This window comes from Terriglobales bacterium (genome assembly GCA_035764005.1).
Taxonomy (GTDB): Bacteria; Acidobacteriota; Terriglobia; order Terriglobales; family Acidobacteriaceae; genus Gp1-AA112.
In genome coordinates this window covers 16,123-38,750 of record DASTZZ010000085.1, presented here as the reverse complement: position 1 = coordinate 38,750, position 22,628 = coordinate 16,123, and the positions used below count along the sequence as shown (strand labels likewise).

At 56.1% G+C, this 22,628-nt stretch carries 26 protein-coding genes; 15 read left to right on the top strand and 11 right to left on the bottom strand.

The features are described 5' to 3' along the window. Window positions 1–251: phosphoesterase (locus VFU50_14275; GenBank protein ID HEU5234027.1), on the bottom strand; the 251-nt coding region annotated here is incomplete at its 3' end. A gap of 139 nt (window positions 252–390) precedes the next feature. Between VFU50_14275 and VFU50_14270 the strand changes: the two genes are divergently transcribed. Next, on the top strand, window positions 391–822 hold the full coding sequence (locus VFU50_14270; GenBank protein HEU5234026.1) for a hypothetical protein: 432 nt from the start codon (window positions 391–393) through the stop codon (window positions 820–822). Here VFU50_14270 and VFU50_14265 read toward each other — a convergent pair. Next, entirely contained in the window at window positions 819–1,313 is a 495-nt protein-coding gene (locus tag VFU50_14265) for a Fur family transcriptional regulator (GenBank protein ID HEU5234025.1), read from the bottom strand. The two genes, VFU50_14270 and VFU50_14265, sit on opposite strands and share 4 nt — an antisense overlap. Before the next feature lie 281 nt (window positions 1,314–1,594). Between VFU50_14265 and VFU50_14260 the strand changes: the two genes are divergently transcribed. Continuing rightward, window positions 1,595–4,030, top strand: a complete 2,436-nt coding sequence (locus tag VFU50_14260) for a penicillin acylase family protein (protein HEU5234024.1) — start codon at window positions 1,595–1,597, stop codon at window positions 4,028–4,030. 425 nt (window positions 4,031–4,455) lie between these two features. Here VFU50_14260 and VFU50_14255 read toward each other — a convergent pair whose 3' ends face one another. Continuing rightward, the gene (locus VFU50_14255; GenBank protein ID HEU5234023.1) at window positions 4,456–4,923 is read right to left on the bottom strand and encodes an SET domain-containing protein-lysine N-methyltransferase; all 468 of its coding nucleotides are present in this window, start codon (window positions 4,921–4,923) and stop codon (window positions 4,456–4,458) included. Window positions 4,924–4,992: 69 nt separating this feature from the next. Between VFU50_14255 and VFU50_14250 the strand changes: the two genes are divergently transcribed. The 6 genes from VFU50_14250 to VFU50_14225 all read left to right on the top strand — a co-directional run bounded on the left by VFU50_14250 (window position 4,993) and on the right by VFU50_14225 (window position 8,657). After that, window positions 4,993–5,400 (top strand): DUF3052 domain-containing protein, encoded by a 408-nt coding sequence (locus VFU50_14250; protein ID HEU5234022.1) that lies wholly within the window; start codon window positions 4,993–4,995, stop codon window positions 5,398–5,400. A gap of 38 nt (window positions 5,401–5,438) precedes the next feature. Next, the gene (msrA, locus tag VFU50_14245) at window positions 5,439–5,909 is read left to right on the top strand and encodes a peptide-methionine (S)-S-oxide reductase MsrA (GenBank protein HEU5234021.1); all 471 of its coding nucleotides are present in this window, start codon (window positions 5,439–5,441) and stop codon (window positions 5,907–5,909) included. Between the two features lie 129 nt (window positions 5,910–6,038). Beyond that, on the top strand, window positions 6,039–6,446 hold the full coding sequence (locus tag VFU50_14240; protein HEU5234020.1) for a helix-turn-helix transcriptional regulator: 408 nt from the start codon (window positions 6,039–6,041) through the stop codon (window positions 6,444–6,446). A gap of 77 nt (window positions 6,447–6,523) precedes the next feature. Then, complete coding sequence (gene modA, locus VFU50_14235; GenBank protein ID HEU5234019.1) at window positions 6,524–7,291, top strand: molybdate ABC transporter substrate-binding protein; 768 nt, start codon at window positions 6,524–6,526, stop codon at window positions 7,289–7,291. Continuing rightward, window positions 7,288–7,971, top strand: coding sequence for a molybdate ABC transporter permease subunit (gene modB / locus VFU50_14230; GenBank protein ID HEU5234018.1), 684 nt, complete (start codon window positions 7,288–7,290; stop codon window positions 7,969–7,971). Before modA ends, modB begins: the two co-directional genes overlap by 4 nt. Further along, window positions 7,968–8,657: an ATP-binding cassette domain-containing protein gene (locus VFU50_14225; GenBank protein HEU5234017.1), complete on the top strand. Its 690-nt coding sequence runs from the start codon at window positions 7,968–7,970 to the stop codon at window positions 8,655–8,657. The genes modB and VFU50_14225 overlap by 4 nt, the downstream gene beginning before the upstream one ends. A 10-nt stretch (window positions 8,658–8,667) precedes the next feature. Here the strand turns inward: VFU50_14225 and VFU50_14220 are convergent, their stop codons facing one another. Next, window positions 8,668–9,303 carry an SDR family oxidoreductase gene (locus VFU50_14220; GenBank protein HEU5234016.1) on the bottom strand — a complete coding sequence of 212 codons (636 nt, stop codon included), beginning with the start codon at window positions 9,301–9,303 and terminating at the stop codon, window positions 8,668–8,670. 43 nt (window positions 9,304–9,346) lie between these two features. Here VFU50_14220 and VFU50_14215 point away from each other — a divergent pair, with 43 nt between their 5' ends. Beyond that, on the top strand, window positions 9,347–10,675 hold the full coding sequence (locus VFU50_14215; GenBank protein ID HEU5234015.1) for an NAD(P)/FAD-dependent oxidoreductase: 1,329 nt from the start codon (window positions 9,347–9,349) through the stop codon (window positions 10,673–10,675). An 89-nt stretch (window positions 10,676–10,764) separates the two neighbouring features. Here VFU50_14215 and VFU50_14210 read toward each other — a convergent pair whose 3' ends face one another. The 5 genes from VFU50_14210 to VFU50_14190 all read right to left on the bottom strand — a co-directional run bounded on the left by VFU50_14210 (window position 10,765) and on the right by VFU50_14190 (window position 15,982). Continuing rightward, window positions 10,765–11,547: an ABC transporter permease gene (locus tag VFU50_14210; GenBank protein ID HEU5234014.1), complete on the bottom strand. Its 783-nt coding sequence runs from the start codon at window positions 11,545–11,547 to the stop codon at window positions 10,765–10,767. Continuing rightward, window positions 11,525–12,154 (bottom strand): ATP-binding cassette domain-containing protein, encoded by a 630-nt coding sequence (locus VFU50_14205; protein ID HEU5234013.1) that lies wholly within the window; start codon window positions 12,152–12,154, stop codon window positions 11,525–11,527. Before VFU50_14205 ends, VFU50_14210 begins: the two co-directional genes overlap by 23 nt. Before the next feature lie 249 nt (window positions 12,155–12,403). Next, window positions 12,404–13,594, bottom strand: coding sequence for a VWA domain-containing protein (locus tag VFU50_14200; GenBank protein ID HEU5234012.1), 1,191 nt, complete (start codon window positions 13,592–13,594; stop codon window positions 12,404–12,406). 74 nt (window positions 13,595–13,668) lie between these two features. Beyond that, window positions 13,669–14,475, bottom strand: coding sequence for a nucleotidyltransferase domain-containing protein (locus VFU50_14195; protein ID HEU5234011.1), 807 nt, complete (start codon window positions 14,473–14,475; stop codon window positions 13,669–13,671). Window positions 14,476–14,497: 22 nt separating this feature from the next. Continuing rightward, window positions 14,498–15,982 (bottom strand): magnesium chelatase, encoded by a 1,485-nt coding sequence (locus VFU50_14190; protein HEU5234010.1) that lies wholly within the window; start codon window positions 15,980–15,982, stop codon window positions 14,498–14,500. A 262-nt stretch (window positions 15,983–16,244) separates the two neighbouring features. Between VFU50_14190 and VFU50_14185 the strand changes: the two genes are divergently transcribed. The 4 genes from VFU50_14185 to VFU50_14170 are packed head-to-tail and all read left to right on the top strand — an operon-like array spanning window position 16,245 to window position 19,057. Further along, a complete protein-coding gene (locus tag VFU50_14185; protein HEU5234009.1) occupies window positions 16,245–16,451 on the top strand; it encodes a DUF5668 domain-containing protein in 207 nt (68 codons plus the stop codon). Window positions 16,452–16,454: 3 nt separating this feature from the next. Further along, complete coding sequence (locus VFU50_14180; protein HEU5234008.1) at window positions 16,455–17,219, top strand: DUF5668 domain-containing protein; 765 nt, start codon at window positions 16,455–16,457, stop codon at window positions 17,217–17,219. Between the two features lie 3 nt (window positions 17,220–17,222). After that, entirely contained in the window at window positions 17,223–18,299 is a 1,077-nt protein-coding gene (locus tag VFU50_14175; GenBank protein ID HEU5234007.1) for a histidine kinase, read from the top strand. Continuing rightward, complete coding sequence (locus VFU50_14170) at window positions 18,296–19,057, top strand: response regulator (protein HEU5234006.1); 762 nt, start codon at window positions 18,296–18,298, stop codon at window positions 19,055–19,057. The genes VFU50_14175 and VFU50_14170 overlap by 4 nt, the downstream gene beginning before the upstream one ends. Before the next feature lie 114 nt (window positions 19,058–19,171). Here the strand turns inward: VFU50_14170 and VFU50_14165 are convergent, their stop codons facing one another. Together VFU50_14165 and VFU50_14160 are read right to left on the bottom strand one after the other, a co-directional pair. Then, a complete protein-coding gene (locus VFU50_14165) occupies window positions 19,172–19,615 on the bottom strand; it encodes a recombinase family protein (GenBank protein HEU5234005.1) in 444 nt (147 codons plus the stop codon). Between the two features lie 224 nt (window positions 19,616–19,839). Then, on the bottom strand, window positions 19,840–20,268 hold the full coding sequence (locus tag VFU50_14160) for a BrxA/BrxB family bacilliredoxin (GenBank protein HEU5234004.1): 429 nt from the start codon (window positions 20,266–20,268) through the stop codon (window positions 19,840–19,842). A 227-nt stretch (window positions 20,269–20,495) separates the two neighbouring features. On the opposite strand from VFU50_14160, the gene VFU50_14155 reads away from it, so the two are divergent. Together VFU50_14155 and msrP are read left to right on the top strand one after the other, a co-directional pair. After that, window positions 20,496–21,539: a UDP-N-acetylmuramate dehydrogenase gene (locus tag VFU50_14155; protein ID HEU5234003.1), complete on the top strand. Its 1,044-nt coding sequence runs from the start codon at window positions 20,496–20,498 to the stop codon at window positions 21,537–21,539. A 123-nt stretch (window positions 21,540–21,662) separates the two neighbouring features. Further along, window positions 21,663–22,616 carry a protein-methionine-sulfoxide reductase catalytic subunit MsrP gene (gene msrP, locus VFU50_14150; GenBank protein ID HEU5234002.1) on the top strand — a complete coding sequence of 318 codons (954 nt, stop codon included), beginning with the start codon at window positions 21,663–21,665 and terminating at the stop codon, window positions 22,614–22,616. Window positions 22,617–22,628: the final 12 nt, after the last annotated feature.

The following is a 22,628-nucleotide window of genomic DNA, read 5'->3' as shown; positions in this document are numbered from 1 at the left end:
GTGAGGAAGGCGCTCTGGTGATGGTCGAACCACCAGGTGATCTTTGGCGACGGCGAGTACTTGAAGTCGACGATGGCGTTCTCGTCGCCGGTGAAGTCCGCTTCGTTGAACAATGAGCCGGCGCGATGCAGGAGTCCGCAGTACTCGAATTGGACATTGTCGCGTATGCGCTCGGCGTAGAAGCGCGAGAAGAGGGCCGCAGAAGCAGTGCCGTCAAAACACTTGTCGTGGAAAAAGACCCGGACCCTCAATTCAGCTCCTGTGGTTTGTCCCTTAGGCTGCCCTATCCACCGGAACCGTACTCGTCCGGGCCGATGGAGCAAAGCTAATCATCTTGCCATGCGAGGTAAGGGGGATTCAAGCAGCGTTGTAAGATGCAGATTCATCCAGATGCGGAAGTTGGGCAAAACGTGCGCCGTCGTGCTTCTCGCGTGCCTCATTCCTCAACGCTATCTGGCATCACCAGATTGGAAGGTGAAAGTCTGCGATGTGTCGGGAAAGCCTCTGCAAAATGTAACGGTTCGGCTGAACTTCCAAAACTATTCGGTCGAGGACACCTCACACGAAGAGGATCAGCTCACTGATGCGAACGGTTACGTGCATTTTCCCGAACACAGACGTTGGACAATGTCGGCGATTCGCGCCTTCTACACGCTGAAGGCGGCGCAGGCCCTGGCTCATGCGAGCTTCGGGCCTCATGCTTCTGTCTTCGCTTTCCGGGACGGCCTGGAAGGTGATGTTGTCACGCTGGGCTACATCTACGACTGGACCGGCCAACCCAGTCATGTCGAGTCCTCCATCACGTTGAAGCCGACGAACTAAACTACGCGTCTGCCACTTTTCCGGCAATCCTCGCACATGCCGTAGATCTGGAAGGTGTGGCGCGTAGTTTCGTAGTGGTGCTTGCGCCCGATCTCTTTTTCCAGGCGATCGACTTCAGGAGAAAAGAACTCGACTGATCCTCCGCACGATGTGCAAACCATGTGGTGATGGCTGCGGCGGTTGTGCTGATGCTCGTAACGCGCAACGCCGTCGTGAAAGGCAACTTCGCTCGCGAGTCCGCACTCGGCGAGCAGCTTGAGCGTGCGATAGACGGTGGTCACGCCGATTCGCGGATCGCGCTTGCGTACGAGCTGATGAAGCTGCTCGATGGAGAGGTGCTCGTGAGTTTCAAGAAAGGTGAGGAGGATGGTGTCGCGCTGCTCGGTCCATTTCAGGCCGACGCGTTTGAGATGCTGCTGAAAGCGATACTGCGCCTCGCGCAGCCATTCCTGCGAGATCGAGATCGGATCATCGATGCGTTTTTGCAGCATTTCAGGGCGTTTTTAGCATAACACTGGGGTTTTCACCACGCAGGGTGTGTCGCCATGTCATTCCGAGCCGCTGGTGTTTGGCGTCAGGAATCCCTACCGACCGAATTCTGCACAGGGCGACTAGAGATCCCCGAATATCTTGGCGAAAGATACTCGTCTTGCTTCGACTCCATCGCAATCCGTAGGGATTCCTCACCGCGAAGAGCACGCGGTTCGGAATGACATGGCGTAGGTCTCCGTGTCTCCGTGGTGAAACACAGGTTCGGTAGAATCAGAGATGCATGGCCACTGCGACCCTCGCACCTCCTCGTACCAGCAACCGGAAGCTAGTTCTGCGTTGGATTGCGGCGGCATTGACCCTCATTATTCTTGCCGTTGGCGCTGTCGCCGGATACGTTTACTCGATTGCTCGACACGAGCTGCCACAGTTGGACGGCAGCATCGTCCTGAATGGGCTTTCCGGTCCGGTCACAGTTATTCGCGACAAACTTGGTGTGCCGCACATTCGCGCAGCCTCTCTCGATGACCTGTTTTATGCTCAGGGATTTGTTACGGCGCAGGACCGACTGTGGCAAATGGATGTCACCCGCCGTTATGCCGCCGGGGATCTCGCCGAGATCTTCGGTCCGGCGTTGGTGAAGCACGATCGGCAGCAGCGTTACCTGCAGTTTCGCGAGTCATGTCAGCGAGCCGCCGACGCGCTTGATCCGCAGCAGCGGCACTATCTCGAGGTCTATGCGAAGGGCGTGAATGCGTTTGTCGAGCGCACGCGAGGTCGGCTGCCGCTCGAGTTTCGTCTGCTGCGCTACTCGCCCGCTCCCTGGACGGTAACCGATTCCATGCTGCTGGGCGCAAATATGAGCCAGATGCTCAACACCCAGTATCCGCTGGAGCTCAAGCGCGAGGCTGTGATCCGCCACTTGAATGCGCAAGAGATTGCCGATCTGTATCCCTCGACTTCATGGCGCGATCTTCCTCCCGCGCAGCAGGCAAAGCGGTCGCTTGAAGAGCAAACTGCGCCGAAGAACGATTCTAGCGACGGGGAGGAAGAAGATCGCGTTCCGACGCAGACTTCTTCGGTGCTCGCTCTATTTCAGCCATCAATATGCGAGGAGTGCGTGCCGGGTTCGAATGATTGGGTCGTGTCGGGAGAGCACACCATCAGCGGACGGCCTCTGCTCTCGAACGACATGCATCTTGCACACTCCATTCCCGATCTCTGGTACGAAGCTCATCTCACCAAGGGCGATGGCCAGGACTTCGATGTAGCTGGAGTCACGTTGCCGGGTTTGCCCTTCGTAATTTCCGGCCATAACCGACGCATTGCCTGGGGATTCACCAATCTTGGTCCGGATGTGCAGGATCTTTTTATCGAGCAATTCGACAACGGCGGCAATGTCGCCACTCCCCAGGGCTGGCAGACGGCGCAGAAGGTGCACGAGGTTATTCACGTTAAAGGTCACGCTGACGATGTCTTTGACGTGATCGTCACTCGGCACGGTCCGATCATTACGCCGATACTCAAGGGGGAGACCCGGCAACTCGCTCTGCAGTGGACCATTTACGATCCCGCCATCATCACGAGTCCATTCCTGGAAGTGAACTCGGCGCGTAATTGGCAGGAATTTCGTGCTGCATTATCGAAGTTTGCCTCGCCGGCGCAGAACGCCGTCTACGCCGACGTCAATGGACATATCGGTTATCAGGCGACCGGCAAAATTCCGATTCGGGCATCTGGAGATGGTCTGCTGCCGCAATCCGGTGCGGATGCCGCACACGACTGGATCGGCTACGTCCCCTTCGATCAGCTTCCGAGTGTTTACGATCCACCTTCGGGAATTCTCGCAACCGCCAACGGCCGCATCACGCCGGATGGATATCGACATTTGTTGGCCAATATTTGGTGGGCGCCCTATCGCACGGCGCGCATCCTTCACCTGCTCAGGGGTGCTGACGAGTTCAGCGCCGCAGACATGCTTTTCATCCAGACCGACGTTACATCGGAGCTGGAGCGCTTCTTCTGTGACCGCTTCGTTTATGCGATCGACCACAGCAAGAACGTCTCCCCTCGCGTGCATCAGGCCGGGGAGATCATGCGCGGATGGGACGGACGCATGGATAAAAACAGCGCAGCCGCGTCCATCGCCTACTGGAGCCGGCGCAACCTGATGCGGCTGCTTCTCGTTCCCAAATTGGGAGATGATTACATCGACTACGACTGGGGACTCTCTGGGCCCGCGTTGGAAAATATCGTTACGCACCATTTTCCGCGATGGCTGCCACAGGGGTACAGCTCATTCGATGATGTGCTCGTGGCGGCGGTGCAGAAGGCTGTCGATTCACATCGCGCGCCAAAAGATCTGCGACGCTGGTACTGGGGTAAGCAGTTTCCGGTCGAGGTTCAGCATCCAATCTTTGGAGCGATTCCCATTCTGAAATACTTCAGCGGCACAGGATCACATTGGCAGTCGGGCAGTGGCAGCACGGTGAAACAAGTGGGAAGCGATTTTGGCCCTTCCGAACGTCTGACTGTCGACTTCGCGAACTTTGATCATTCGACGCTGAACATCGTCATCGGTCAGTCAGGGCATCTGCTTAGTCCCCATTACAAGGATCAGTTCTCCGCCTGGTACAACGACTCCAGCTTTCAGTTCCCATTTACGGAAGCGGCAGTGAATGCCGCCGCCGAGCACCGGCTTACCTTGCAGCCGAAGTAAGAAGGTGCCCGCGGGGACTTTGCGGACCCTGTTTCAACTATTTCGGTTTCGCCGTGCCAGCTGCCGTCGCTCCCGTTGACTTCGAACTGCTGGAGGCGCTCTTTCGATGTTTTGTGTGGCGCTTCTTGCCCGCACTACTAGATTTCGTACTGTTAGCACTCGAATGGGAGCCACCGCTCGAACCGGTTGCTTTGAGGGCACCACCGCCGCTCGCGGTGAGATCGTTGGTTGATGAGGAATTCTGGCTGGCACCCGAAGATCCCTGCCCACTTCCATTTCCGCCTCCCGGAGTCTGTGCCGCACCCAATGATCCGAGTAGCGCAACAGAGAAGAGCATCGCCATCAATCTGTTCACGGGCTTCCCTCCTTAGTGAATCAATTGATTGGATGCCCTGAAAAATCACAGCAGTTGACAGCCCGCATTTCTAAACCGAGGCTCTCCAACTAGCTGACTTGCCGGTAGCTTTCAGCCTATTCTGCCGCGCAATCTCCTCTTCGGAGTACATGGTGCCACGGCATCTTGCCGATCCGCAGGAGCATGGCGCGGGATCGTCTTCTGCTCCGTCATACAGTTTGTAGTCGTAGGTGAGTTCCTCGCCGGCTTTGATGTCGCGAAGCGCGATAATCCAAACGCGGCCGCCGATCTCATCGGTCTCGCAGTTGGGATCGCAGGAATGATTGATGAACATCGCGGTCCCGTGGCCGTCGATGACCTGTTTACCGTTGCGGAGCCCGAAGAGGTAGGTTGTGGAACGGCCATCGTAGATGTCGTCGGCCTTCTCCGGCGAGATACGTGGGCCGGTGTATTCCACCACGAGTGAACCTTTGCGAATCGGCGATGTCGTGTAGCAGCCAGCGGCGTGAATGTCTGACGAACGGATGATGAGCGTCATATGGAATCTGTGCTTGCGCTAAGAGCCTGAAAATTGCAGTATAGCGAACGCACGTTCCGGAGAGCACCGATGAAGACGGCTGGATATTCCGGTACACCTTTGTATAAGAAGCTTGGGATCCAAGCGGGCGACAGAGTCTGGTTTTCCGGCAATCCGGACGGCTACGAACCGGAATTGCAAAAGGCGGGAGAGTTCCAGCTCGTCGCAAAGCTCGGCACAAATCTTGATTTCCTACATCTGTTCACGACCAGCCGCAATGATTTGGCGCGCAATTTTCCCAAACTGAAAAGCGCGCTGAAGCCCGATGGCATTGCCTGGATCTCCTGGCCCAAGAAAACGTCCGGCGTCAAGACTGATCTCGACGAAAACATAGTGCGTGAGCTGGGACTCAAGGCAGGCCTGGTAGATGTGAAGGTTTGTGCGGTGGACGATGTCTGGTCAGGATTAAAGTTCGTATTTCGGCTGAAGGACCGCTGATCCGGTAGCTCCGTTCTAAAATGAACGGAGAGGTCATTATGGAGAAAGCAACATTTGCTGCCGGATGCTTTTGGGGAGTCGAAGAAAGCTTCCGGCAGGTCCCGGGAGTCGCCGAGACCACAGTCGGCTATCTTGGCGGCCACACGGCGAATCCCACCTACAAAGACGTGTGCACCGATGAAACCGGACACGCCGAAGTCGTACAGGTCACATTTGATCCATCCAAGGTGAGCTACGAAAGATTGCTGGACGTATTCTGGTCGGCGCACGATCCCACAACGCTGAATCGCCAAGGCCCAGATATCGGGACGCAGTATCGTTCAGCAATTTTCTTCCACTCGCCGGAGCAGGAGCGGCAGGCACGCGCCTCAAAAGAGAAGATGCAGAGAGCGGGCAAGTTCAAGCGCCCCATCGTCACTGAAATTACGCCTGCCTCAACCTTCTACCGCGCCGAGGACTATCACCAGAAATATCTGGCCAAGCGCGGTCTAAGCCATTGTCATATTTAGCTGCTAAGCTCCTGAGCTGCTAAGCTTCTCAGCTTTGCTGATGAGAACTTTGTTGTTTCAAGTGTTTGCTGCACGGCTCGCGCTGTCCCGGTCAGAAGCTCAGGAGCTTAGCAGCTTAGGAGCTACTCAATGAAGCTCTATACGCCGCGCGATGCCGCGCAAGTGCTCGGGATCAGTTATCCCGCGATCAAGCAGTGGATCTATCGCGGCAAGCTGAAGACCGTGCTTACCGCAGGCGGACACCATCGTGTTCCCGAATCGGAATTGGACAAATATCTTGCGTCAGTTCGCAAGCATGGCGCCATTCCAAAGCGCCGCCAGAGCTTTCGCCGCATCAGCGGGCGCAACCAGCTTATCGGCCGCATCATGGATGTGAAGCTGGAAGGGTTGCTCGCACAGGTCACGCTTGGCATCGGGGACCAGAAAATCACGTCTATTATCACCGCTGACGCGGCTCGCGAAATGCGGCTCGCGAAAGGCATGGTGGCTGCCGCTCTGATCAAATCGACAGAAGTAATGATTGTCGTTCCAGACTGAGAATCCACATCCCGCCTAAATCGTATAAACTATTCCATTAGTACCGCATCGAATCGTCTATTTCCTTTGTTTTGCTGATGAGAGCTCTAGTCCTTTGCGTGGCCCTTCTGGCCGGTTCCTCGCAGATATTTGCCCAGGAGACCCTCACGGTTGCTGCCGCAGCCGATCTGCAGCCGGTTATGACGGACATCGCGGTACGATTTGAACACCAATCTGGAAGCAGAGTGAAGCTTTCATTCGGCTCATCGGGAAACTTCTTCGCACAGATTGAAAACGGCGCTCCCTACGATGTCTTCTTCTCTGCCGACGTGGACTATCCCACAAAATTGCAAGCTGCGGGATTGATCGAGCCTGGATCGCTTGACCGGTACGCGACCGGCAAGATCGCATTGTGGGCCTCGGAGGGTTCGACGGTTGATGTGAGCAAAGGCCTTTTGGTCCTGGGCACTGATGCAGTAAGAAAAGTGGCGATCGCAAATCCTGCGCACGCGCCTTATGGACGCGCCGCCGAAGCTGCGCTCAGAAGCGCCGGTTTGTGGGACAGTGTGTCTTCCAAACTCGTGTTAGGTGAGAACATCGCGCAAACAGCGCAGTTTGTGGAGTCGGGAAATGCAGATGTTGGAATTGTTGCTCTGTCACTGGTCCTTGCTCCCGAGATGAAGGGCGAAGGCAGATACTTCGTCGTTCCACAAAATTTCTACCCGCCCTTGGAACAGGCGGCAGCCATCGTTAAGGGCTCACGGCATAAGAATCTCTCACGCAGGTTTCTTCAATTCGTGAAGAGCAGCGAAATCACGTCCCTCCTTCGACAATACGGATTTGCTGTAGGGGAAACGGAACGATGAACTGGCCGGCAATTTGGTTGAGTCTACGACTGGCTGCAATCGTCTGCCTCATTCTGCTGGTGGTTGGAGTCCCGGTCGCATACTGGATTGCATTCTCGCGACGACGATGGAAGTTTCTGATCGAAGCCGTCGTGGCACTACCGCTCGTGCTGCCGCCGACCGTTCTCGGTTATTACATGCTGCTCGCTTTAGGGCCAAGAAGTCCATTCGGGCGCATCGCGGAATCGATCTTTTCCGCTCGGCTGGCATTTTCATTTCCCGGATTGGTCATTGCCTCGGTACTCTACAGCTTCCCATTCGCGGTTCAGCCGATGGTCAATGCTTTCGAGTCAGTGGACCGCAAGCTTCTGGATGCTGCCGCGGTTCTCGGCGCATCGCGTGCGCGGGTTTTTCGTACCATCATTCTTCCGATCGCGAAAGCCGGAGTAATCACTGGCGCGGTCCTTAGCTTCGCTCACACGATTGGAGAATTCGGCGTGGTGTTGATGGTCGGCGGCAACATCCCGGGCGTGACGCAGACCATCTCAATCGCGATCTACGATGAGGTCCAGGCGCTCGATTATGCGCTTGCAGCGCGAACGTCTGCGCTGTTGCTAGTCTTCTCTTTTGCGACTCTGACTTTCGTCTACGCTCTCAATCGAAGAACTTCCATCTGGTGGTCGGGTGCGCGGAACGCTTGAACATTCTTCATGTGCAAATCCGGCTACGGCTCTCTCCGGCCTTCCAACTCGATTGCACCTTCGACGCTGCTCCGGGATTCACCGTGCTCTTCGGCCACTCCGGAGCGGGCAAAACTTCGGTACTCAATTGCATCGCCGGAATCAGAACGCCGGATGAGGGCAAAGTTTCCCTGAACGGCAGAAGGCTATTGAATTCAAACTCAGGAATCGAACTTAGTCCTCAGAACCGGAAGATCGCTTATGTATTTCAGGAGTTGGCGTTGTTCCCCCACATGACGGTGCTGCAGAACGTTAGCTTTGGCGTTTCACCTGTAGCCAATGCAACAGTGAAAGCTCGATGCCATGAAATGCTTTCCCGATTCGGGATCGACCATCTCAGCTCTCGCAGACCGGTAGATCTCTCGGGCGGTGAAAGACAGCGAGTCGCTCTGGCGCGCTCGCTGGTAACGGATCCACAGGCGCTTCTCCTCGACGAACCCCTTGGCGCACTGGATCGACCCACGCGTATGAAAATCGTTGATGATCTGCGGGCGTGGAATGATGAACATAGAGTGCCGATTCTGTACGTGACTCATTCAGTGCGAGAAGCGCTCGCACTCGGCGAACGCGTTCTGATGATGGATCAGGGCAAGATCGTTGCTCAGGGCAAGCCGTCAGATCTGCTCGACCCTGACGAATGGGATTAATTAAGCTCACTCAGTACGAGAGGCCGGGTGTCTGTCGCAGAAATTCATTGCTCGTTGTTTGCCTCAACATAAAGTCAGCGACATCGGCGCGTGAAACCTTGCGCGCGATTTTGTCGGATGCCGAGAATCCCGCACGGTACCTGCCTGTGCGTGGACCATCGGTGAGCATGGCGGGACGCGCGATGATCCAGTCCAGCCCGCTTTCGCGCACAATGCGTTCCTGCAGTTCCTTATCTTCGAAGATATTCCGCAATAAGGTCGCGCGAATCACGTGCGCGAAGAAGAAGCCAAGTTGCCCGCGGCTGTCGCCCACGTCGAGTGACGTTTCCACCACCAGTCGCTTCACGCCCTGCGTCTGCATAGCTTGAACGATGTTGCGCGTGCCATCGGATTGAATCGTATTTTTGCGGATGACTTTCGTGCCCAGCGCGCACAAGACCGCATCCTGCCCGGAAACAGCGGCCTCGATCGAGCCATAATTGGTAACGTCTCCCTGCGCGACGCGCAGGCTATGATGCGAGATTCCCAATTTGGAAGGCGTACGCGCAAACGCGGTCACCTGATGTCCTTGTTCGAGCGCTTGTTTCACCAGCTCACGGCCGGTGCCGCCAGTGGATCCGATGATGAGCAGCTTCATTACTGACATACCTTCTTGAGCTAAGGACTTCAATCTATCATCCAAGTACACGATGACGTCTCCGTTTAATCCCGACGTTCTCATCATCGGCGCAGGGGCAGCGGGGCTTGCAGCCGCCGGAATGCTGTCTCGCGCGGGAGTTCGCGTGCTGGTGCTCGAAGCTCGCGATCACATCGGCGGCCGCATTGCGACCATCCATCCTGCTGGTCTGAAGGTGGCGATAGAGCTTGGCGCTGAGTTCGTGCATGGACGTCCTCCTGAAACCTTCGAACTGATCAATGACGCCAATTTGAAGATCTCGCGAATCCAAGGCGAGCCATTTTGCTCCAACGAAGCGGGCTTAGGACCGTGCGACTTCTGGTCGCGCATCGAGAAGGTCCTCGAAAGAATGAAGACAGAGGGATTGCGGCAGCAATCGTTTGACGCGTTTGTCCGCTCGCTGCGCGATCCTCAAATTACCGAGGAAGATAAACGGGCCGCCTGCAACTACGTCCGTGGATTCCATGCGGCGCATCCGGAAGAAATCAGCGTCCAGTCGCTGATCGAAGGCATTGAAGCTGAAGAAGAGATCGAGGGGGATAGCCAGTTCCGCCTCCCCCAAGGCTATGACTGCCTCGTCACTGCTCTCAACGACAAGCTCGACAATCAGCACTCGCGTATTCAACTGGATACTGCGGTGAAATCCGTTGCGTGGAAACCGGGCTGCGTAACTGTGGAAGCCAACAGTTCAACCGCTGCGGAGCATAGGCTTACTGCTCACAAATTATTGCTCACCGTCCCTCTCGGAATACTCAATCCCGACGACGGATGCAGCGCCATCAACTTCGATCCGCCGCTCACGGCGAAGCTCCCAGCCCTCTCGCGCCTGCGCGTCGGCCACATCATCCGCGTCGTCCTCGTGTTCCGCTCCCGTTTTTGGACTGAGCTGCACGCCGATGGCCGAACGTTGCAGAGAATGACGTTTCTTTTCTCAGGCGACGAAGATTTCCCCACGTGGTGGACTTTGTATCCTATCGAGCAGCCCGTGCTTACCGCCTGGTCACCTGCTGATTCGGCTGAGCGTTTATCGCAATTGAAAGATCAGGAGATCTGCGAGCGCGCGATTCAATCGCTGGCGCGTGTACTGCACATTTCTCTGGATCGCTGCCGCACCGAGCTCGTTACCGCGTATACACATAATTGGCAAACCGATCCGCACTCGCGCGGCGCCTACAGCTACGTTGCCTCGGGTGGAAGTGGAGTGCAACTAGAATTAGCCATGCCGCTGAAGGAAACCCTCTTCTTCGCCGGAGAAGCGACGAACTTTCAAGGACATCATGGAACAGTTCACGGGGCCATCGCTAGCGGATACCGCGCAGCCAGGGAAATTCTGCAATCTTGAGGGAAAAACGGCGAAGATGAGGTCACGAAGTTCAACAGGAGAGATCGGCGAATATGCTTCTTCGTGACCTCTGCGTTCGCGCCTTCCGATCACCGGACCAATGCCAACTGCTCGGCAGGAGTAAAAATCCTCTTCCGGATCAAGCTTGTGCCGATCAGCGCAGTTAATCCCGAAGAACCGAAGATCATGGCAATCACCACGAACTGATAGATTGCCGCATACAAGGGCGACGACCCAGACAGCACCATTCCTGCCATCAAGCCCGGAATCCAAACCAGGCCCAAGGAGCGCAGATTGTTTAGCGCGGGAATTAAGCTTGCCGAAAAGGATCTCTCCACTTCGACTGAAACGCTCAATTCCGGCGCTGCGCCCAGTGCGAGCGCGGATTCGATTTCGCCGATATGCGACTCTACTTCGGAACGAAAGCGTTCGAGCGCGAGCGCATTGGTATTCATCGCATTGGCAATGATCATGCTGCCGATTGGGACGATCGAGGTGATTGCGCCATCGATCACGCCCGCCCACGTCATCACGGCGATGACCGATCCTGATCCCAGCAAAATGGACCAGAATGAAACGGCAAAACTCCCGGAAATCGTCTTTGTACGTCGAGCGGACGTCGCTCCAGCGGCGAGGACCATCGCTGAAAGCATGAATGCGCTCGTCCATTGCGGGCCCTTGAGCATCAGAACCAAAACAAAGCCAACCGCAACGATCTGCGCCAAGCCCCGAATGAGCGCTATAGCCGTTTCCCATTCCACGTGAATATGACGACGCCGCGCAACCAGCGCGAGAATAATCGCGAGCAAACCGCTCACCCCAGCCTGAGCGAGACCGAGCGCGAGTTCGTTAGGAAAGAGATGTTTCAGCATTCAGCACCTCAGAGACTGGACCAATTTGAATCAGCTTGCCTGCCTCAAGTCGTGCGACGCGAGTGGCCAGTCGACGCGCCTGAGCCAAGTCGTGCGTCACCAGAACCGATGTCACACCCTGTTTGGCAATTGTTCGAATGACAGCTTCAGCTTCGAATTTCGCAGCTTCGTCGAGCGACGACGTGGGCTCATCGAGCAGCAGAATTGTGGGCTGGTTGGCCAGCGCGCGGGCGAAACAAACGCGCTGGGCTTCGCCGCCAGAGAGGTGCGTGACCTGCTCCCTGGCAAAGCCGGTGAGTCCGACCGCGCTCAATAGTCGCTCGATTTCCGAGTCGGGAAGATTTTTCCCTTGCTGCCGCGGCCCAAAGCGCAAGTTTTCTGCGACCGTGCCGGGAAATACAAAAGGTCGTTGCATCACCATGCCGACTTGCCGGCGCAGCTCGCGTGTGGGGATCTCACGATAGTCTTTCCCGCCCAACAGAACGCTCCCGCTGGTTGGCTCATCGAGTCGATTCAGCAGTCGCAGCAAAGAGGATTTGCCAGCCCCGCTGGGCCCTACAATCGTAAGCAATTCGCCCGTATAAACGTCGAAGCTCACGTCGTTCACGATAACCTTCGCGCCTGCGGATCGGACAAGGCGTTTAACTTCAAGAATTACGGACAAGGCATTCCCCAGCTGCGCTGATTTGTCAGTACAAATTACAGAGTGTATCTGGGGCGCACCAGAGGGCACGATTAGCTGGACGGTACGCAGCGCCAGCTTTGCTGCTGTTTAGGAGCGGCTTAGTACCACGACCGCTGTGACCAGTGCGATCAGGTGCTTTACCAGAGTCGGATAATCAAATTGGCAGTTTCGTTAGTGAATCGTGCGGGTCTTCCGCGACATGTAGTCCATTAGCAAGTACTGACCGAGCGTGTGCGGAGTGGTGAAATACGCCTTTCCGCGGCACATCTCTGTCACTTTCTGAACGAACTGGATCAGCCCGAAATCTGAGGCGAGCATGAAGGTGTTGATCATTACGCCGGCACGCTTGCAGCGTGAAACCTCTTCGAGCGTCTGACTGACGACGAGAGGGTCGAGTCCGAAGGCGTTTTTGTAGATGCGTCCGTCTTCGAGGGTGAGCGCCGAAGGCTTACCGTCGGTGATCATGATGATCTGCTTCATGTCCTTGCGTTGGCGATCGAGGATGCGCTGCGCCATTCGCAATCCTTCGCGCGTGTTGGTGTAATACGGCCCAACTTTCACGCGCGCAAGTTGCGATAGCGGCAGCTCCTCGGCTGAATCGTGGAAGAGCACGAGAGAAAGGGAATCGCCGGGGTACTGCGTACGGATGAGCTGCGAAAGGGCCATTGCGACCTTTTTCGCGGGCGTGAAGCGATCTTCTCCGTACAGGATCATCGAATGCGAGCAATCGAGCATGAGCACGGTGGCGCACGAAGACTGGTATTCGCACTGATGTACCTGAAGATCTGAGTACTCAAGCTGAATGGGAACTTTGAGGCCGTCGCGCTGAATGGCATTTGAGAGCGTGGCCGTGATGTCGAGGTTCAGCGTGTCCCCGAACTCGTAAGCTCGCGACGCGCCGCTGGACTCGATACCGGTTGCCATGTCGCGAGTGTCATGGCGTCCGAAACTCGATTTTCCGAGCGATCCGAGAAGATCGCGCAGGGTGCGATAGCCGAGGAAGTCGAGCCCTTTGTCGGTGACCTCGAACTTCACTTGCGTTTGCTGCTGCTCGCCGCTTTGTCCGGGAACGCTGGATTGTCGCGATCGGTCGAAGGGCTGGTCGATGCTGATGTAGTCTTCCTGCTCCATGCGCTCGATCAGCTTCTCGATAAGTTCATCGAACTGACCGTCGGCTCGCATCTGTTCGAGGCGCTCGCGCATGTTCTCGTCAAGCAACTCGCCGGCTTCGAGCGCCTGCTGGATCGCTTGCCGGAGTTCGTCGAGCGTCTGCTCGCCGTCGTTGAATTCATAGGAGTACCAGGAATCCTGAAAACCACTCTGCAGCAGATAGTCTGAGAGCGCACTCAGCAGGTCCTCCATGCTCATCTCAGAGGCAGGGTCGGGAACGTACTTCGAGTACTTGATGAACTTCGTGGGACACCTCTGGGCAGCTATTACTGCATTTTACCCGTCCACACCTGAAGGTAGATATCGCTGACTAGTTTCGACAGGAATGCTCCGTCCACTGTTTCCGGCAAAGGCGAATTTGTCGCTTCACTCTTGGCCTGGCTGATGAGCAATGTTGCTTCTGAAATTAGCTTGTCCAACGACCACGCACCCTGGCGGATTCTGATGAGCAGTTCCTTTTCGGGCCTGGGAAAACTGATATTACCCGTACGCATCAGCTCGATGGCTTCGTATAACAACCGGATTGAGTGCATACCGGCTTTCGTGTCATAGCCGAACTTTGATTCCAGTTCGGGACGTTGGCCTTTCTTTCCACGACCCCGTTCGCCAGTGAGTCTTCCGAGTTGTGCGTCTACGAATCCGATGAATTGCTGGATGTGCGTCCGCGCCAGAAATTTCGCACGGTTGGCATGGATCGTTTCCCACAACGGGCGAAGTGGAGTTTCCGATTCATTCCTTGCGAAGAGGAAATGCAAACACGTGGGATTTCCTTTGGCTGCGAGTTTTGCCCATTTACGCAACGTGTACAGCGTGACGTCGACATCATCGGCAGTATTACGGCGATCATTCCCGGCCGTGCTCCAGACAAAATGCTCGTAGGGAGCGTCTATGCCGATCGACCGTTCCATCGGTTCCAGAAACAAACCGTAAATATCTTGGTCGTCGGTACCGCCGAGCTTGGCGCCGTGGAGTTCCGATCCTCCGACGAACAAGTGGAAAAGGCGTTCCGGATATGGGAATTCCGTTGCTGAAATGTAATCCGATAACGTTTTGAGCTGTGGCTTAGCCTGCATGAGTTCTGAGTGCCACGCCAGATTAGTTGTACGGCCGCCGGTTCCGAACCGGGACTTCCTCGCGACTTGGAGCTTTCTCCGCGTGGCGCTGCTTATCGGGCGCCATGAAGATTCGCTCCTCGCTGCGGCCGATGCGTTTGTGTGCGTAGAGTCCTTCGAGCAGGAACTCTGCGCCTGAGACCACGATCTCGGCTTTATCCTTCGCCTTGACGCCGACTGCACTGAGTTTTTCCGAGAGACCCTGGATGTGCTTGAGGCCGTCCATCAGTTCAGCCGAAGGCGCGGTGTCGCTGAATTTGAGCTGCCCGCCCAGATCGAACCATTGAATGATCTGCTGCATGTTGCCGTCTTTGAAGTACGTGTCGAAGGTGCGTGCAACAGCGAGGCGGATGAGATCGCGAACGACCGTGTCGGCCCCGCGCAGTTCGCCTTCGTATTCGAGTTCGAGCTTGCCGGTGATGGCAGGCATCGCGCCATAGATGTCACTCACGCGAGGAACAACCGTGCTCTCGGCGTTCCGCAATGCGCGGCGCTCGGCATTCGAGATGACGTTTTCCATGGTTGAGATCGGCAGGCGCTGACTCACGCCGGAGCGCTTATCGACGCGCTTATCTTCCCTGGCGGCGAAGGCGATCTGTTCCACAATTTCGCGAATGTACTGCGGGACATACAGCGGATGCCCGTGGCGTTCGGTCCAGGCTTCCTGCTGGGTGATAGCAACGCCTTCATCGACCGTTCCAGCGTAGTGCGTGCGAATCTCCGACCCTATGCGATCTTTCAGTGGCGTAACGATCTTTCCGCGAGCGGTGTAGTCCTCTGGATTCGCGCTAAACACCAGTGCCACGTCCAAATTCAATCGCACTGGATAGCCTTTAATCTGTACATCGCCCTCTTGCATGATATTGAAGAGCGCGACCTGGATTTTCCCCGCCAGATCTGGAAGTTCGTTGATGGCGAAGATGCCGCGATTCGCTCGTGGCAGCAGTCCATAGTGGACCGTGAGTTCGCTCGCCAGATCCAGACCTCCGCGCGCGGCTTTGATCGGATCGATGTCCCCGATCAGATCGGCCACGGTGACGTCTGGAGTCGCGAGTTTTTCGACGTATCGCTGCGCCGGAGTGAGGTATGCAATCGGCGTGGCCTCGCCTTTTTCTGCGATTAAGTTGTTGCACCGGCGACAGAGAGGCTCGTAGGGATTGTCGTGAATCTCGCAATCCATTACGTACGGCAGATACGGATCGAGGAGGCCAGTCAGAGCGCGCAGCATGCGGCTCTTGGCTTGTCCGCGCAGTCCAAGAAGGATGAAGTTGTGCCGCGACAGCACGGCATTGATCAACTGCGGCACCACGGTGTCGTCGTATCCAACGATGCCGGAAAAAATCGTCTCTCCAGTTTTTAACTTTTGGATGAGGTTATCGCGCAGCTCATCCTTTACACGGCGAGTCTTCAACCGCTGCTCATTGAATTCACTTTTTCGAAGTTCGCCAAGACTGGTGGGGAGGGTCATTACCGATGGGATCACCTCACGAAAATTATACGCGGGAAAAACCGGGCAACGGCATGATCAAGGCTTAATGGGACAGAGCATGAGCAAACGATCCGTCTCATTTAGCAAGTTCTTTTCTGGGTTTTCTGCGTATTTTATCCCGCCGAGCTGTGCCGCCATTCGCCGGTAGCCAGCCGCCGTTTGCCGAAAAGGGCGCGACTGTAAATGCGCCCCGCCGTACCTTTGCCTCGTGAACAACGGAACTATTTGCGAGGAGATCGGTATGAATCGCAGCCATCTTTACTCTCACCCCAGCGACACCGTGATCGGAATCGTCATTGCCATAATCGGCACCCTGGCGCTGCTCGCGCGCCTGCATGTCGTGCAAATGAGCTTTAATCTTCCAGGAGACCTCGTAACATGGTGGCCGCTGCTGCTGATCTCCTGGGGCGTTGTCGTGCTGATTCTCCCGCAGAGAGCGAGGCGGTAGCCCATGAGTCCGGAGCAATGGAGACAATTCTGGGGCGACGAAATGGACGCGCGTAACCGAGCCGCGACAGGAACGCTGATCTCGGGCCTGGTGATCGCCGGCATCGGCACCGTGCTGCTGCTCGATCGATTCGGCATCATGGACGCTGCGATCCTGTGGCGCCTATGGCCAATGCTGTTCGCGGTCGGCGGTCTGATTCACCTGATCGACGCGAACACCCCCAGCGGACGCATCTGGGGCGGAGTTCTGATCTCACTCGGCGTCCTGATCACCCTGCACGAGTTCGGATATATCCGATACGGATTTGGACAACTCTGGCCGCTGTTTCTGATCGCAGCCGGCGTGCTGCTGGCCTGGCAAGCAAATGAGGTTCGCGAAGGACGTCGCACATTTTCGTTTCCGCGAGTGATGAATCCCGGCGGAGGTGGCGGACCTTTGAGTTCTGTTGCCGTGTTCGGAGGGATCGAGCGCCGCATCGAAGGCACGATCGTGGAAGGCGGCAGTCTGGTTGCGTTCTTTGGAGGATTCAAGATCGATCTCTCTCGCGCCGAGATGGAAGGCGACCGCACCATCATCGATGCGACCGCCATCTTCGGAGGTGGCGAGATTATCGTTCCGGAATGGTGGAAGGTCTCCGTTGAGGGGCTGGGAATCTTCGGAGGATATGTCGATAAGACTCGGCATGTTCCTCGTCCCGATCGTCCGGTGAAGACCGTTGTGGTGCGTGGCGCCGCGGTGTTTGGCGGCATCGAGGTAAAGAGCTGGTAACCCATGCATCCGATCCTCGGACATCCACGCCGGCTTGCGCTGTACCTGTTCGCATGGCTCATCGTCACCGAGCTGCTGTTTTACCTGATCACTTATCACAGCGGAGTCAGCTGGTTCGATGCCGGTATTTTTTTCTTTCCCCTTTCGGTCTTCTATGCTTTCGTATGTCTGTCGGCATGGTATTCATGCCGCGGCATTCCTATTGAAGGAACGAGTTTCCTTGGGCTGGTTGGACCTCATCTTCTGGCCGCGATCATAGTAAGCGGGTTCTGGGTACTCACGGCATTGGGCTTCGCCAAGGCACTCTCGCACACTCAGCGCTTCAGCGACATTGAGGCCAAAGTTCTCAACATCACTCAACTCCTGCTGATCATCGGGATTCTCGAATATCTGCTCGCGGTTGCTCTCTTCTATGTCCTTCAGGCCCAGGAAAAATCTCGTGAGGCCCAACAGCGTGTCATGGAAGCGCACGTGCTCGCGCGCGACGCGGAACTCCGCGCGCTCAAGGCTCAGGTCAATCCTCATTTCCTTTTTAACAGCCTCCACTCCATCAGCGCGCTTACCAGCAGCGATCCAAAACGGGCGCGGGAGATGTGCATCGCTTTGGCAGATTTTCTGCGCGCGACCTTGGGACTCGGTGAGAAAGAATTGATTCCGCTTCAGGAAGAACTCTCGCTTATTCATTCCTTCCTCGCTGTCGAGAAGATTCGTTTTGGGAATCGCCTGAAAATGGAAGAGACGATCGATGATCAGGTACTCAACTGTATGGTGCCGCCTTTAATCCTGCAGCCCCTGGTAGAAAACGCAGTGGCTCACGGAATCGCCAACCTGACGGAAGGCGGTTGGATTCGGCTCAACGCCGGTTATGCTTCAGATTCATCCGCAGTGGCGATCAATGTCGAGAATACCTTTGATCCCGAAGCCCCAGCGCGGCGCAAAAGCGGTGTTGGTCTCGCCAATGTGCGCCGTCGTCTGGATACACGCTACGGAAAGAACGCCAGCATCGCCGTAGAGAAGAACGGCGAGCTGTTTCACGTTGGTCTCGTGCTTCCCGCCGAGCGACAGGCGGTGGCTGTATGACCGATTCAGCAGCCAAGATTAGAGCTGTCATCGTCGATGACGAAGATCTCGCGCGCCAAGTCGTCCGCGAACTGCTTGCTGAGCACGCGGAAATCGAAGTCGTCGCCGAATGCTCGAATGGATTCGAGGCGGTGAAAGCTGTTACTGAACTCAAGCCCGATCTGCTGTTCCTGGATATCCAAATGCCAAAGCTCGATGGCTTTGAAGTACTCGAGCTGATCGGTACTGACATGGCAATCGTCTTTGCCACAGCGTACGACCAGCACGCCTTGCGCGCCTTCGAAGTGCACGCGGTGGACTACTTGCTCAAACCATTCGGCGCCGAGCGTTTCGAACAGGCACTCACGCGAGCCAAACAGCGTCTCGGCGGAAAGCTTCCTCCCGTTTCGGAACTCAAAGCGGCAACACGCGCTGCTGGAGAGTTCGCCGAGCGCATCGTCGTACGAGAGGGAACTCGCGTGCACATCATTCCCGTCGCGAAACTCGATTTTGTGGAAGCACAGGATGACTACATCGCGCTCGCCAGCGAAGGAAAGAAGCATCTGAAACAGCAGACTATCTCCAGCCTCGAGTCGTCGCTCGATCCTAAGCATTTCCTGCGTATCCATCGCTCGTATGTCGTCAATCTCGAACGGGTCACAAAAATCGAACCATTTGCCAAGGACACACACGTGGCGATTCTTCGTGATGGAAGCAGGCTGCCGGTGAGCCGCTCAGGATATGGAAGACTCCGAGAGGTTCTGGAGCCGAAGGGCTGAGACGCTAAGGTTGGTACTGGTCCTGCGGCGGCATGCTAGATGCCGCCGATTGAGATGTCGCGATTTGCTAAACCGCAAAACCACTTAACGGGAAATCACGAATCGCGAAATTTCTTACTGTCCTGCTGCTTTAAGCTTTCTACGCCGCTCCTGCCACTCGTCCGTGGAGAAGATTCTCGGTCCCACTTCAATCAGACGAGGCAGCATCTGGAATACCGAAATGGGACTCCATCTGCGCCCATGTCGAGTGCGAAAGCCGCGCCGGTTCAATTCTTCCGCGATCCGAGAGTAGGGCCCTTCCTGGACAGTCAATTCCATCATCGTGAATAGCGCCTCGCGTTCGGTGGGATTCACTTCGAGCTGATTGGTGTCCTCGGAGACTCGCAGTCCAAACGGTGGTTCTTCTGTGGTGGTTGGGATCGTTTCGGCGGCGATTTCGGGGATCTCCCGCTCCCACTCTATGGCCACGATCCGCCATCCCTGCTCGGTCTGGGTCTTTAGATCATCGACTCCAAAAGGACTGGAAAGCACCTGGCGAATCCGCTCTACTTTGGCCATAACGCCTCCTGGACAGCGAAAGAATTAAACAATCTACCACTTGTTTTGCGCATTTTAGGGGCCATAGCGCTCTCAAGTAGATGACCTGAAACAGCACAGACTTAGGGACGGCGCAGGTAGGAATATGAGCAGAAAGATGTCCGGTGGAAGCTCAGTGTGTGCGGAATTGGGCAGGTGGATATGCTCGTGGAAGCCCAGTTGCGACGGGCCCCCACGATACGTGCCTAGCTCACAGCGGATTTCGAGCAGTACTGATTGAATGCCTGCGCCAGCTTCAGGGCGATCTTCTGCGGATCGCTAGTTTCGATATCCGAGCGTTGCATCATGTAGACGAGCTCGCCGTCGCGAAGCAGGCCGATCGAGGGAGATGACGGCGGATAACCGCGAAAATATTCGCGGGCTCGTTCTGTAGCATCGCGGTCCTGACCCGCGAATACCGTGATCGTGTGATCCGGTCGAGTCGCATTCTGCAGAGCCGCGCGAACCGCTGGACGCATTTTGCCGGCCGCACAGCCGCAGATCGAGTTCACCACCACCATTGTGGTTCCCGGCTGCTTGAGCGCCTGATCCACGTCTTCCGCCGTGCGGGTTTCCTGGATGCCTAGACGCGTAAGCTCCTCACGCATCGGCATGACCATAAGCTCCGGATACATTTTGAAATTCCCTCCCGTAACTGCTAGCTCGATTTTACATGACGTGATCCAGAGGACCGACGCGGTCGCGTCTCGGTTTTTGTGAGCGGGCCTGAGTGTAATCTCAATAGGTCGCATCACGCGTCAGTACCCGTTCGCGGTAGCGAATGGGTGAATTCGGACTAGGTGACACTCATCCGCTACCGCGGCCAGTGCTGACCTTCATAAGCCTCCTCAGGAAAGGTTGAATGCAAATTCAGGAAAATGTTCCTCTCGCGGCGTACACGACATTGCAGGTGGGAGGGCCGGCACGGTTCTTTATCGAGGCGCGAACTGAAGACGAGATTCGCGATGCTCTGTTGTTTGCGCGCGAGCGTTCTTTCGAGGTCTTTGTTCTTGGTGGGGGGAGCAACCTGGTGGTTGCGGATGGCGGCTGGCCTGGAGTTGTGTTAAGGATCGCAGTTGGAGGGACAGCCACACGTTCCAAAGATGGCCAAGAGATATTCACCTCCGGTGCGGGCGAAGATTGGGATAGTTTCGTAGCCTTCTCGGTCGAGCAGAACTGCGCCGGCATCGAGTGCATGAGCGGAATCCCCGGAACCGTTGGAGGGACTCCGGTGCAGAACGTAGGCGCATACGGGCAGGAGGTAAAGGACACAATCACAACCGTCCGCGTGCTCGATACGATCACGCTCGAGTTGCGCGACATGGCGGCCGCCGACTGCAGATTCGCATATCGGACCAGCATATTCAACAGTTCCGAAAAGGGACGCTATATCGTCACGCGAGTTTCATTCGCTCTCACGCCGGGTGGCAGTCCCAAAATGGAATATGCCGATCTGAAGCGCTATTTCGGAGAACGTTCTGCTCCGACGCTGAAGGAAGTTCGCGACGCGGTCCGATCCATTCGTTCCACAAAGGGAATGCTGATCAGAGCCGATGATTCCGATTCGCGGAGCGCAGGCTCATTCTTCAAAAACCCTGTAGTTCCTCGGGTTGAATACGAACGCATTGCTGCCCTTCCGATTTGCCGGGACGAAAATCCTCCGTCGTTCCCGGCTCCCGCGGGCGCACTAAAGATGTCCGCAGCATGGCTGGTCGAGCGATCTGGATTCCAGAAGGGCTATGCCGACGGACGTGTTGGCATCTCGCGCAAGCATAGTCTGGCAATCGTAAACCGAGGTGGTGCGACTGCCAGTGATGTACTGAGACTTAAGAACAAAGTTCAGGAAGGCGTGTTTCAGACCTTTGGCGTACGACTGCAGCCTGAGCCAGTTTTTGTGGGCTTCTAAGCTCTGGTTTCATTGCTGATCCAATGAATGTGGACCAACAATGACAAATCAGCCCACTTTTCCATCCGCCCTATTCGTCACTTTCGTACACAATATGAATCTAATCACCAGGAACTCATAGCCATGCTGATCAAGAAAGCTCCCGACATCCCCTCGTCCGAGATCACCCCGAAATCGGTTTACATGAACCGACGTCACTTCCTTTCCGGAGCCGCCGCCTTGGGAGCCGGATTGACGATGCTCGGATGCGAAATGGTGACGCCGTCAGAAGTTGTGCACGCGAGTACGAAGCTCGCGACGGTGAAGAGCCAATTCAGCACAACGGAACCGGAGACCCCGTTCAAGGACATTACCAATTACAACAATTTCTACGAATTCAGCACCGACAAGTATGGCCCGGCCGATCTGGCACGCAACTTCCGCACGCGTCCGTGGAAGGTCAAGGTCGGAGGCGCCGTCGCGCAGAAGAAGACCTACGAAATCGATGACCTGATGAAACTTGCGCCACTCGAAGAGCGCATTTACCGCATGCGTTGCGTCGAAGGATGGTCAATGGTGATTCCGTGGGTCGGTTTCTCGCTTAGTAACCTGATTAACCAGATGCAGCCCACATCCAAAGCCAAGTACGTGAAGTTCACCACGCTGATGGACATGACGCAGTTCCCGGGCCAGCGCTCGCAGGTTCTCGATTGGCCATACACGGAAGGCCTGCGCATGGACGAGGCTATGCATCCGCTAACGCTGCTCACTTTCGGGCTTTACGGCGAGACACTCCCAAATCAGGACGGCGCTCCAGTGCGGATCGTCGTTCCCTGGAAGTACGGGTTCAAGAGCATCAAGTCAATCGTCTCCATTGACTTCGTCGGCTCGGAACCTGCGACGGCATGGAATACCGCGGCTCCGAACGAGTACGGGTTCTATTCCAACGTAAACCCGAATGTCGATCATCCCCGCTGGAGCCAGGCGACCGAGCGCCGTATTGGCGAATTCTTCAAGCGTAAGACGCTGGTGTTCAACGGCTATGGAGATCAGGTTGCGAGCATGTACAACGGCATGGATTTGAAAAAGTACTTCTAATGCAGCGCCGCT